Raw genomic sequence first — 12539 nt, forward strand, 5'->3', positions numbered from 1 at the left:
GCCACATACGCGGCCGCTTCGTCTTTGTCTGCCATGACTCGTCCGATCCGCCCGGCCCGAGGGCCCGAGGGCGAGCCCCGGGCCAGGTTTTCACATCACGGACTTACACGATCTTTCAGACACGCTCCACGCGGCGATGGGACGTGTCTGGCACCGCTTCACGAGCCGCCTACGGCTCTCGACGCTCAGGGGCGCATTCGCGTGGAGCACCCGTCGTCCTCTCGAAGTCGGACGACGGCAGGCGCGACACCTATCGTGCGCGCCTGCCGCATTGCGGCCTTTCAGCCCTGCGGTGCGACGCGGATACGGTTCCCGTCAGGATCAGCTGCGAGGAAGGTCAGACCGAACCCCGCATCATGAGGCTCCTGCAGGATCGTGACGCCCTTGGACTGCCACTGCTTGAAGATCGCGTTGACCTCGTCGGGCCCACTGTCGATGGCCAGGCACACCTCACTGGTACGCGGGACGTCCGCTGACAGATCCTCGAACTGGCCGGACCACACAGCGAGGTCAGCGCCTGGCCCGAGGTCGAAGGTGATGTATCCCGGAGTCTCGAACGAGGGGCTCATTCCGAGGAGGTCGCCGTAGAAACGTGCTGCGGCGGGAGCGTCGTTCACGTAGACGATGGACACGACGGATGTGGTCATGGTTCTTCCTTCTCGCAGGTCGTGGGTACGCATCCGCCAGCCTGACCGGGATATGCGCCGCATCATGTCGCAATTCCTGAAAAACTTGGCGTGTGACCCCAGACCGCTTCTTCTCCCTGATGCTGCTCCTGGCATCGAGGAATGCCGTGACCACACAGGAACTCGCCTCGGCGCTCGGGGTGTCCCTTCGAACCGTCACCCGGGACCTGAACTGGCTCCGCGAGGCCGGTCTGCCGGTGACCGCGCAACGGGGCCGCCTCGGAGGCGTGACCATGCTGCCCGGGTCCGGGCTCGACCTCACGCGACTCACACCGGGCGAGCGTGATCATCTCTCGCTCACCGGGCTGGACGAGAAGCAACGTGCGGAGCTCGACGCATCGGCCGAAAGCCGGCGCGCGCTCTCCAAGATCGCCGCTACACAGCCACGTCGAGTGCATGAGCTCCTGCCGCTCACCGACGTAGTGCACGTGGACAGCCGTCCCTGGCGTCAGGCCCGTGCTTCCGGCACGACCCCGGCTTCGCTGATCGGCCCGGTGCGGCGCGGTCGCCGGCTACGGATCGAGTACGACAGCCCACGCGAGTCATGCCCACGCGACCTGGTCGTGGATCCCTACGGGCTGTTCGCCAAGGCCGGCATCTGGTACCTCGTCGCCGACTGTGCCCAAGTGCCACGGATGTACCGACTCGAACGGATCACCACGTGGAAAGAAGTCGACCAGCCACGACGGATCCGCGAGAACCAGTCCCTGACCACCGTCGCTGCAGCGCTCGTTGACCAGTGGGAACACAACCATGCGATAGAGGTCAGCGCCACCATCGACAAGACCCAGATCGAGCGAGCGCGACGGATCCTCGGCCAACGACTCGTCCAGGACGACCATGAGGAATCCGCCACCGGCCACAGGGTGAGGATCCGCTTCCTGGACCTGGAGGACGTGCGAACGCTACTGCCGTTCGGGAGCGCCATCAATGTGCACGGCCCCGCCGAAGCCAGGGCTCACCTCCGCGACCTCGCCACCAAGCTTGCCCACCACTATGCGCCGTCACCAGCGTCCTGACCCGCAACACCTAGCTGGCAGCGCGATATTCACGGCACCGAGTTCCGCGTGCCCCCATCACGTAGATATGCGCACTTGCGTACGCCCCGTACCGGGCACATAGCTTCCGCCTTGACGTGTACAGATCGCATAGACACTGGGGGCGTGCAGGTTGAAGGCGAAACCAAGAGTGACGAAAGGCGTGTTACGGGACCTCGCGCAGCCGTCGAACGTAGCCGTTCAGTCGGACGTGGCGCTGGTCGGCAGCGTCGAGACGGCCGTGGCAAGGGACGACAAGAAGCGTGCAGAGAAAGGCACTTCGCTCCGGCGTAAGAGCGGCCTGGAGGCCCTGCCAAGGGCGGAACTTGGGCAGTCGGTAGAGCTGGCTCCGTGGCACGTACTGCACGATCTCGCCCAGGCTCTTTCCCTCTCTCGACAAGGCGCTGGGCGCGGTCTCGCCGAGCATTGGGGAAGCCTCAAGTACAGCCAGGCGCTCGATGCCGTAGCGGATAGCTACATACAGCTGTCCGCCGAAGCCAAAGGGATAGCCCGGGACTACAAGCGTCTGCAGTCTCGAGAATTGGGACAAGGTTTCGCCCTTGCCCTGGCACGACACGCCCTCGAGCGTCGCTATCCAGATCGTTTCGTGTCTTTCGTCAGCGCCGATGTAGTCATACGCGCTGGGTGGTCCAAGGGCTCGGCCGGTTACCCCTACCGGCCCGACTTCTTCGCCGAGGTCTGGAAACCGGGTGAGCCGTCCCGCGTCTTCCCAATTGCGACCACGGGGAACCATGGAGGCCCCAAACCTTCCTACACCCAACTCGCGGCGTCCTCGGCCCATGTCGAGGCCATGCACATCGGCGCGTGGAACGAAACCCCGTGCCTTGTCTTCAGTACGGAGTTCCCTTCGGAAGGGCCCGTCACAGTCCATGTCCTGCACGCTCGTGGAGAGGACGGCTGGCTATATGGCTCGCCCGCGCATCCGCTGCGGGGCTTGAACACTCCCGCCGAAAACGGGAACATCGTGCCGGGCATCCAGCTGCCCACCCACGGTGACGGCGCTCCCGAGTCCGAGCCCGGTTTCCATGTCCAGTCCCAGGACTCGGCGTGGTTCCAGCACGTCGTGGCACGGACAGCGATCGCCGGAACAGCTGCCTTCGCAGGCGATGGCGCTACAACCGCTCGCTACCTCACCACCGATCAGGGGAGTCGGCGCTACGACGCCGGTATCGCGCATGCGGCATCAGGAAGTGTCCAGGACTCGGCATACAGGCTCCTCGGCATCCCCTTCGTCGGCACGGATCACGTCTTCCGGCTGAACAACAAGCGCGTAGAGGCGTTCTCCGGAGTCGCAGCCGATCTCTTCGCCCTCCTCTCCGCTGGGAAGGCCGAGGATTACCGCGGCGAAATTTACGCAAGGCGCGGCGCCTGGCCAGGAAAGACGTGGGATCCGAAGTGGGGAGGCCCTGTCTCGATTCGAGAAGACGGAACAGTCCTGGCCATGCGCCTACTGCGCTTGAGGAAGAGCACGAGCACTGAGGACGCCTCGACGTAACCCGCCTTCAGGCTCAGTGTTCTATGTTCTGCGCGGGCGGAGGAGGCACCGTCAGACACTCCGCACTTTCTCCGCCCACGCTGGATCGAGCGCGCCCCCGGTTCATGCGCCCGCTGTTGTTCCACCACCCGGATGGCGACGAGCGACAGAGGCCGGCGTTGGGCGCTGTGGGGAGGCATTGGGATTGCGACCACGACCTCGCTCTGCGGGGGCACGCGGAGTAGGCGGAGCGGGAGGCGCTGCTGCCGTCGCCGCGAGATCGTTCAGAGTGGCGTTCACCACCGGCCAGCACATATCGAGCGTGTCGCGGTTCGGTACGTGTCCGGTCCGTTTCTCCGCCAGGGGATGAACGAGATTCCTGTAGTGCCGGACCAGCTCCGAGGCCAGTTTGGCATCGTGCTCGATCCATTTGTTTTCGTACGCGAAGTCGACGAAGTCGTTCAGCCCCATGTTCCGCAACGGCTTCGGCATGCGTGCACCTGCGGTGCGGACCTGCGCGGCATGCGCGAGCACACCCTCCAGGAGGCTGCCCAGCATGATGACCGCCGACGTGTAGGCGCCGTGCTCGTAGCAGGTGCGTGCCTCGTCCAGCCGGAGTTGCACAGTGGCGGCGAGTTCCGGGTCGCTCACGACCTCTGTCACGGAGACCTTCAGCTCGACACGCGGCAGCTGTCGTACTTCGTCCTCGAATCCTGCTTCGCAGCGGACGAGGACCAGTTGGCCTCTCTCCTCGCCGATGCGGCGTCCGTCGAGCACGAGTATCTCGTTGAGCCGCTTCAGCGTGGCCTGGTACTCCTGCTGCTGGTTGTAGTACTCAAGGCGGTTCGCCAGGCGCAGGACGGCGCGCTCGGTCTCGTCCGTGCCGTCCTCCTGACGCTCCTTGAGGAGGTCCTTGGCCCACTTGTGCCTGGGCGTGCCGGCATACTCAGGAACGTCGTCCCAGCCCGCGCGCTGGAAGAACTCGGCTATCTGGTACCCCTTCCGGTAGAGCAGCGGCGGCTCGTCCCCGCAGATCAGGTGGGCGATCTCGGTCAGTGTGCTGTCGTCGAAGATTTCGGTCACTTCAGGCTCCTTCGAGAGACACGGACGCATCCTCATCGGGCATCGCGTCGAGTTCGTCGGTGGTGGGGTCGGCCTCATCCATCTCGACCGGGGCCCAGCTGCTTCCCGCATCGCCCTGGACCTCCTCGGTGACTCCGGGCCGGATGCCGAGAGCGTCGAGGCGCTTCCACAGCGGGGTCAGCGAATCCTCCGGGGACAGGGCGAACTCGCTGCTGCGTATGCGCCAGAACTGCCAGCCGGCCCGGCGCAGTTCGCGCTCCCGCTCGTAGTCCTCGCGGATCTGGTCGGGGGTGGAGTGATACGGACTGCCGTCGCACTCCACGGCGAGGCGGCCCGTCTCTCCGACGACGACGAGGTCGATGCGTTTGCCGCTGACCTTCCACTGGGGGACGACGTGGTAGCCGCGTTCCTTGATCCTGCGGAAGACCCGCTGCTCGAAGAGGGACTCGAACGGATCGCACGGTTCGTCGGGCGAGACGGCGGACAGGCCGGGAGAGGTGCCCTGGAGTTCCGGCGGCGCCTGCATGTAGGTGAGCAGGGAGTGGCGCAGGTCTCTGCTGTTCAGCTGATCCGGTGTAGCGGAGGTGAACAGCCACATCTGGTCGCGGGCCCGGCTGGCGGCCACGTTGAACCGCCTTCCGTCACCTGGGCCGTTCACGAGCCGTATGTTGTCGGCGTCGACGACCAGGGAGAGCAGGATGACGTCCCGTTCGTCTCCCTGGAACTGTTCGGCCGTGCCAACACGGATGTTGTGCCGGTCCCGGATCGGGGAGTCGATCCGCGTGTCGATGAGGTTCTCCAACAACCTTGTCTGGAGTCCGGAACGGAGCACGATGACTCCGAAACTCCGTTTCGCGTACGCCTCGTCCTCCGCGAGTTCCAGCAGCTTGGCGACGATGCGTTCGGCCTCGGGCCGGTTGACCAGAGTCTCTCGCCGTCCCTCGCAGTGGCCTTCCTGGACATGGACGACTTCGAGGGGGCGCAGCCGGTCCGCTCCGTACTGGCGCAGCGGCACGAGTTCGTTGTCGGGATAGAACTGGGCAGAGGACCACTTGATAATCTCCGGCATGCACCGGAAGTGCTCGGTGAGCCGGATCGTCTCGCTGAAGCGCGCCGACAGCAGGTCGTAGAGGTTGGACTTGGGGCTGAGCCCGTCCCTCTGCCAGTCGGTGAGATGGGGCAGGAGCGAGTCGAGGAGTTCGTTGAGCCGCTCGTGCTTGCCTCCCGTGTAGAACGGGACACACTGCTTGTCGTCACCCACGACGATGATCCTCGGAGCGAGCCACAGCAGCATCAGCCCGTCCAGTCCGACCTGGCTCGCCTCGTCCACGATGACGACGTCGAAGGCGTCCGGCTCGGGATCGATCATCTCGGCCACCTGCTTGATCGGCATGACCCATGCCGGGACCGCGGCACGCGCGTCACGCATCGCGGAGCGGGCGGCCTTCAGGTGCCTCTTGCCGAGTGCCGTCATTCCCCTGCCCGCGTTCGCCGTGGCCGACGCGTAGGCGCTCAGTGCCTGTTTCTGTCCGGCCGTCATCCGGTCCAGGCAGTGGTACAGCGCCCGGTCGGCCGCCAGTTGGGTCACGGTCCTCCCCAACTGCGCTTCGGCTGCTTGCAGTTCTCCTTCTAGCTTGGCTTCCCTGCCAGGTGCCAGCATCGTGTCCTGGAAGGTGCGCGCTCGCCGCCACGCCCAGGCTCCGTCCAGGTCCATGAGGCGGGTCTCCCAAGCCGTCTCGGCCGGGGACTCGGCGAAACGCCGGGCCAGTTCGGGATGGTCCTCGGACAGCCGGTCCAGGAGTTTGCGGGCTTGACGGCGATCGGCCTCCCGGTGGAACGCCTCGGTCAGCGCGTCGATCGCGGACGTGTACGCCTGCGGATCACGGGCGGTGACGGCCCGGTGCACCTCCGCCAGTTCGGCGACTCCGCGGGCATCGGGCCGCGGCAGCTGCTCGGCGATGGAACGCAGCCTCTCCTCCGCCGCAAGGGCGCGGAGCAGTTGTTCCGCACCATTCGCCGACGTACGGACGTCGTCCCACTGCTGTGCCGTGCGTACGGTGGCCTTGATCCGGGCCTTGAGCAGGACATCGTGCAGCTCACGCACGGAGTGGGTGAACCCGTCGACCGCGCGGAGGGTCGGCACCCGGTCCAGCAGCTGCGACAGAGCCACCTCCGTGGAGCCCTCGGCCCCAGGCACGCCGACGCTCTGCCAGCGCTCGTTCAGCTGCCGGACGCACTGGCGAGCCGCCAGATGGGCCACCAGAGCGGAGATCTCCTCAGGCGTGCTGGACTGCCGCCCGTCCACCCGGCAGTCCCGCAAAAGGACTTCGGCTTCCTTCTGCACCGGCTTCGGAGCCAGCTTGCGCAGCTTTCCGCCGCCGCGCAGATGCTGTTCGAGGTCCTTGCCAGCAGCGATAAGACGCGCTTCCTCGGCAAGCGCCACATCGGGTACGTCGAGCACGGCGAAGGACAGGTGCTGAAGCACACTCTGCACCTCTGCGGCACGGGCGGACGACTGGCGTACTCCCTCCCACAACTGCTGTCGCCGACCTGCCATCCCGTCCTGCAAGGCGGTCGTGGTCCACTCCTCGGGCGGCCAGGCGGCTGGGTCCCCCGGCAGGCCCTCGCTCTGCAGCGCTTGTTCCGCCGCGTCCAGCAGCTCGACCAACGTCGTGATCAACTCGCTTCCCTGATCGGCGAGTTCGAGAGCGAGCGGGTCGGACGACGGTCCGGTACAGGCGCGCAGAGCGGCGTCCAGGGCGTTGACCGCCTCTTCGAACAGCACGGGCGCGACGAAGTCCGCGGGGTCTGGGCAACGGGCGGCATGCTCGTCCAGCACTCCGGCTCCGTGCCGGGACACCAGACCCAGCAGACGCTGTGCCTCGTCCTGGCTCAGCGAAGGTTCTCGGGGTGCCGAGGCGGGCAGGGCGGGCATCCAGTCATACTTCGGTGCACCGGCAGTGAGGGTCTCCACGATCTCCGCGAGCCGCCCCCGGTAACCGGGTGCCACGTCGGGGTGTTCGTACCACTCCGCCTCACGAACAGCGCGGAGTTCGTCACGGAGCCGCGCGCGGGTGTCCGACAGTTCCGAGCGCAGCGCCTCATGGCTCTTGATCCTCGCGTCGAGACGCTCCTTCGACTGGGTGGCACTGAGCTGGGAGAGCGCGCGCACGGATTGTTCCAGGTCGTCGCTGCCGTCCTGGCGCCGGTCGCCCTGGAGGACACAAAGGCTGCGCAGTTCGGCCGGCAGTTGCTGCCGGAGGACCTTTAGCGCCTGGCCCTTCTCACTCGTCACGAGCACCCGCTTGCCGTCTGCCAGCAAGGCACACACCAGGTTGGCGATGGTGTGCGTCTTTCCGGTGCCGGGCGGTCCCTGGACGACGACGCCCGTATCGGTCTGAAGGCGCCTCAGTACATCCCGCTGGGCTTCGTTCGACAGCAGCGGGAACAGCGGGTCGGGGCCGAGCGCGGGCGCCACGTCACGACCCCCCGCCGTACCCCACAGCCTGCGGTCCTCCGCTTCCAGCTGGTACAGCAACTGGGCCAGCCCCAGGGGAGCGACGGCACCGGGCTGGGCGAGGCGGTTCGCGATGCCGTCGTAGAAGTTCACGAGGGCGCCCTGGCCCCGCTGGCGGAGAATGATCGCCGGCGAGAACCCGAGCGTGGGCACCGGCAGCATCGGGTCGGCGGACGGGCGGCCCCAGCCACGGTGGAACGCCGCCGCGCGATCGGTGCCGAACGCCCTCTCCGACCAGTCGGCGAGCATGCCCTGGCAGTCACGGGACAGCGGATGGAATCCGTCCGCGTCGACACGGTCCCGCAGCGGGCTCAGCAGACGGGTGCTGTAGCCCTCGTCCGCGCCAAGGAACTCGCCGTCTTCCAGCCGCGCGGGGTCTCCGGGTGCGAGTGCGACGGTGATGGACATGTCCGCCGAATTCACGGTGAGAACCAGCGGCGCCGTCAGAATGTGCCGGGCGATACGCGCGGACGAACGTGCGGCCCCGATGGTCAGGAATCCGGCGCCCAGTACCGCCTCGTATTCCTCACCGTCCTGCTCAATCCTGGTCGCCATTCGGTACAGCTGCTGATGGAGTTCCCGGTACGGCCGGTCGACGAGCTCTTTTTCCGACCACTTGCGCCACGCGTCGAGCCATCGCGTGTAAGCGCGCAGCACGTCGTGCGCTTCCTCCCGGCGGATCTCGGAGACCTCGAACAGATCTCCGTTCTCGTCCTCCCGCCAGCCCTGGCCCGGTCCCGATTCGGCGAGCGGTGGTACTTCGGGTGTCGCGGTGGCGGCAGCCTCGGGGTCGACCCACCCCGCCAGCACCTCGGGCAGGACAGGAGCCGGGCGAGGCGGGCGGTGTGCCACCTTGAGCAGCGTCCGGTCGGCGTCCGGGTGCCGCCGAAGTTTGTCGTCCGGCAGGCCGGAGAGCCAGAGGACCTCCGGATACTTCTGCAAGTCCCGCACCGGCTTGTACGAACCTCGGACGATTTCGCGCATATATTCGATGAGTTGACGCGTGCGGTGGACCGCGTCCGGATTGTTCGCACGGAATGCAGAGCGAAGAGACACCTATCCCCCCAAATCTTGGCTCGATGGAAAGCCTTCCAGGATGCGGGAGGGAGGCGGCACCATCAACAGGGACCGGTGAGTAATGACGTGAACAAGCCACATTCCGCGAAAGTTGGCTGTAACCCAGTCAACCTTTAAGAGCGAACCCACGTGCGGCGATCACGAGCCGCCGCGTAGACCAACTCGACCTTGTCCGGTCGCCAGCCAGTCTTGAGGTGCTTGAACGCCGCGATGTCGCGCTCCTGAAGGACACACACGTCCCGAAGTGACGGCACGACCTGCAGCTCTGTCACCGCAACGAAGGCAAGCACCGGCTGAACCTCGACGGGAAAGCCGCACGCAATCGTCAGCGCAGCTGAGGCCCGCTGCGCCTCAGCTCGGCTCTTTCGCACGTAGGGGTACGACTGGCTGCCTATGCGAACAGAGTCGTCGCCCACCCAAACTCGCGCTCCGCGGTGGCACTTCGTGTTGAAGCAGAAGGCGCCGCCCGGACCAATCAGGACGTGGTCGATGTCGACTTCACCGGACAGGGGTATGGAGTGCAGAACTCGCCAGCCTCGCCACGCCAGCCTTTCCAGCTCCGCTCCCGCCCGGCGCTCGCCGACCAGTCCTGCGCGCCAGCTGTCCGCCTCCAGACGCCGACCGGAGAGCCTGGCCAACGCCCACCGCCAGAAGCCGGGCGCCAGCTCGTCCACCTTCATCTGCAGCGCGTCACCGGGCCGGTTCCCGGCAAGGCCGTCCTCAGGACGCAGTGCCTTGTGCGCTACGGGCGAAGAAGAAGCGGCGAGATAGGGCGCGAGGGCATCAAGCACCGCGTCCCGCTGTTCCTCAGCTAGAAGCTCCAGATACCCCGTGCGGCGGTCGAGCCATGCGACCTTCTTGCCGTCCGACTGATTCACGTAGAGACGATCATGCCCGTAACGCTTCCACGCAGAGACCTGTAAGCCGCTCATGCGCCCCCCCCCGTTTCACATCCCGTCAAAGACCAATGACCATGTGACCAGGATCAGAAACAGCGAGCAAGACGGCCTCATGTCTGCGCCGAGCAGGGTGGTGGCCGCGGGTGCTTCCCAGCCGGTTCTGCAGACAGAGCGAGGGCACATCCAGGGCACATGAGCCCGGGAAACGGCGTTGACCTGTGAGAACTACCGAGAGGAGTTTTCCCAGGTCATCGCACATTCACTTGCGAAACCCCAGGTCAGCGCCCTCCCGCCCCCAATCGCTGCACGAGTGGCAGGACTTCAGCCATCGGTTGCATGAGGCGGGGCATCAGCCTTATTGCCTTGTTTGGCCGTGAGCTGAGTTATCGCGGGGTTTGGGCTTTCTCGGGGTTCGGGCGGGGCTTTCGGGTCCCGCCCTTTGTCATGAGCCGGGAGCGAGCGTCACGGCCGGGCGGACGTCCTGGGCGTGAGCAGTTCCAACGCCTCGTCCCAGCGAAAGCGGTCTGCACCTCCGCCCGCTTTGGGTTTGTGGGGCTCGTACGAACCGATCAGGACGTCCATCTCCCGCAGCAGTTCCAGACTCTGCCGGTAGGCGGGATGGGCGGCCTGCGCCGCGTTCAGGTACGGCAGGACGGCGGTGGGGATGCCCATGCCGTACGCCTCGCACAGGACGCCCAGAGCGAGGGTGTCGGAGATGCCGGCGGCCCATTTGTTGACCGTGTTGAAGGTGGCCGGGGCAACGGCGACGGCGTCCGCGGGCGGCAGGGGGCGGGCCTCGCCGGGCGTGCGCCAGGCCGAGCGGATCGGATAGCCGGTCTGGGCTTGGATCGCCTCGGTGTCGAGGAAGCCCAGGCCCTGTGGGGTGGCGATGACGCCGACGTCCCAGTGCCGTTCCTGCGCGGCAGTGATCAGCTTGCCGACATTGCCGGCGATGCCGCAGGCGCACACGACGACGTACAGGAAAGGCTTCTTGTCCGACTCGCTCGGGGTGGTCACGCGGGGTCTCCAAGGAATTGAGCTGCTCGTACGGCGTCCAGCCGGGCCGCGAGGTCGTGCGGCCCGAGCTCGCTCCATGCCCAGAGACTGCTGATCCGCCGGGCCCGGCTCCAGAGCCGGTCGTCTGTGTCCACAGGCGTGTGGAAATCAAGCACGGGGATGCCGTGGGCGGCGAACGGTTGGTTATCCAAGTAGCGCCGACCGCCGGAGCCGCAGAGGTAGTACGTGCTGCCACTGGCCACGGCGAGGTCGGCGAGGCGCTCCGACCGGCCTTCACGGGTCGGGAAGGCGCTGCTGTCCAGCACTTCCCCGCTCCAGCCGAGAACGGCGAGCAAGGCGATCGTGGACGTCCTGGCGAGGTTCGCCACGCGGTCCGTGGTCTCGAACCGGTCGAGGACCGCGTCCAGAACCTCTGACACCGAGGCCCGGTGGGGGCTACGGCCGTAGAACTGGCGAATGAGCAGCCGAACCGTACGCCGGGAGCGTGGTGAGTCGGCAAGTCGTGCCTGATCGACGAGCGTGGGGCGCCCGTGGGGCAAGCGCGTGGGGAGCGTCAGCCACTGTTGCTGGTCGGGATCGTCCAGGGCGGCGAGCCGTGCACGGTGCTGGTAGTCGCGTCGCGTGAACTGCACGTCGTCGAAGACGATCCACCGGTCGGCGGCGTACAGCTTGGCCCGCGCGGACAGCCGCGGGAACAGGTTCGGCTGGTGTATCGCGCACACCCCGCCGGGCACCTGGAATCGGCGTGTGTCAGGTGCTGATGAGGCGGCTGTCGAAGCCGGCGCCCAAGAGGCGCTCGTAAGCGTCATGCACATCCCCCGGTACGTCCTGCTCGACGGCGAAACCGCGCTTCGGGTACTCGATCACCCGCTGCAGGTCGCCGACGAGCATGTCGACGACGAGCTTCTCGTCGCCGATCGACTTGATGTAGTCGTCCAACTCCAGCGGCTCGGAGGCACAGACGACGTCCGCCTCGGGCCACAGCTTGCGGCAGGTGACATAGGAGCGGCGCTCCATGTACGGCTTGGAGATCAGCAGCAGCGACTCGACCGCGATGCCGACCTCGGACAGCAACTCCCTTGCGAATGTGATGTTCTGGCCGGTGTTCGCAGCCTTCGGTTCCACGAGGATCGCGTCGTCCGGGACCCCCAGGCTCAGCGCGTGCTCGCGGTAGTGAACGGCCTCCCCGCGAGGGAAGCGGGCGCGGGTGGTGGGGCTGTTGCCGCCGCTGAACACCACGACCGGGAAGAGGCCCGCGCGGTAGAGATCAGCGGCAGCGGTGGCGACACCCAGGTCGTGGCTGCCCAGGCCGATCGCCGCCGAGCAGGGCCGCAGCTCGTGACCCATCTGGTGGTAATTCCAGATCAGCGTCGCGTCGTGGAACTGCTCGTCGGTGATCTGGCGCTGCTGATGCTCCGGCACTGGCACTCCCTGGCTCATCCTTGCTGCCTCCTTCGGATGCCCTCGATGCTGCGCAGTCGGTGGCTCAGCCTGTACTGGCGGGCCACCTGTGCCGCCTGATCGAGGACGGACAGCCCATCATTCCGGGTCGCCGCGTCGGCTTCATGGAGCTGGGCATCAGCCGATTGCCTGGTGTGGCCCTGGGCCCTGGCCTTGGGTTTCATGGTGTGCGGGCGGGACTTTCGGGTCCCACCCTGGTCATGTACGGGGAGGAGCCGTCCGGCAGCCAGGGCCCGTTGAGCGCACCTGGCGCCGCCTCCGGCGTAC

9 protein-coding genes are annotated in these 12539 nt (G+C 66.6%); 2 read left to right on the top strand and 7 right to left on the bottom strand.

Going from position 1 to position 12539, the window contains the following annotated elements; genetic code table 11:
• Window positions 1-281 precede the first annotated feature (281 nt).
• Complete coding sequence (locus tag P2Q00_RS47555) at window positions 282-647, bottom strand: VOC family protein (protein WP_275781165.1); 366 nt, start codon at window positions 645-647, stop codon at window positions 282-284.
• 92 nt (window positions 648-739) lie between these two features.
• On the opposite strand from P2Q00_RS47555, the gene P2Q00_RS47560 reads away from it, so the two are divergent.
• Complete coding sequence (locus P2Q00_RS47560; protein WP_275781166.1) at window positions 740-1705, top strand: helix-turn-helix transcriptional regulator; 966 nt, start codon at window positions 740-742, stop codon at window positions 1703-1705.
• A gap of 169 nt (window positions 1706-1874) precedes the next feature.
• Window positions 1875-3239, top strand: coding sequence for a hypothetical protein (locus P2Q00_RS47565; protein WP_275781167.1), 1365 nt, complete (start codon window positions 1875-1877; stop codon window positions 3237-3239).
• A 102-nt stretch (window positions 3240-3341) separates the two neighbouring features.
• Here P2Q00_RS47565 and P2Q00_RS47570 read toward each other — a convergent pair whose 3' ends face one another.
• The 6 genes from P2Q00_RS47570 to P2Q00_RS47595 all read right to left on the bottom strand — a co-directional run bounded on the left by P2Q00_RS47570 (window position 3342) and on the right by P2Q00_RS47595 (window position 12251).
• A complete protein-coding gene (locus P2Q00_RS47570) occupies window positions 3342-4301 on the bottom strand; it encodes a hypothetical protein (RefSeq protein ID WP_275781168.1) in 960 nt (319 codons plus the stop codon).
• 1 nt (window position 4302) lies between these two features.
• Window positions 4303-8802 (bottom strand): PDDEXK-like endonuclease domain-containing protein, encoded by a 4500-nt coding sequence (locus P2Q00_RS47575; protein ID WP_275781169.1) that lies wholly within the window; start codon window positions 8800-8802, stop codon window positions 4303-4305.
• Window positions 8803-9008: 206 nt separating this feature from the next.
• Entirely contained in the window at window positions 9009-9827 is an 819-nt protein-coding gene (locus tag P2Q00_RS47580; protein WP_275781170.1) for a nuclease-related domain-containing protein, read from the bottom strand.
• 429 nt (window positions 9828-10256) lie between these two features.
• A complete protein-coding gene (locus P2Q00_RS47585) occupies window positions 10257-10811 on the bottom strand; it encodes a flavoprotein (protein ID WP_275781171.1) in 555 nt (184 codons plus the stop codon).
• Entirely contained in the window at window positions 10808-11533 is a 726-nt protein-coding gene (locus P2Q00_RS47590) for a WbqC family protein (RefSeq protein WP_275781173.1), read from the bottom strand. The genes P2Q00_RS47585 and P2Q00_RS47590 overlap by 4 nt, the downstream gene beginning before the upstream one ends.
• Window positions 11534-11561: 28 nt before the next feature.
• A complete protein-coding gene (locus P2Q00_RS47595) occupies window positions 11562-12251 on the bottom strand; it encodes a YdcF family protein (protein WP_275781174.1) in 690 nt (229 codons plus the stop codon).
• Window positions 12252-12539 lie beyond the last annotated feature (288 nt).

The sequence above is a fragment of the Streptomyces coacervatus genome, from assembly GCF_029223485.1.
GTDB classification, from domain to species: domain Bacteria; phylum Actinomycetota; class Actinomycetes; order Streptomycetales; family Streptomycetaceae; genus Streptomyces; species Streptomyces coacervatus.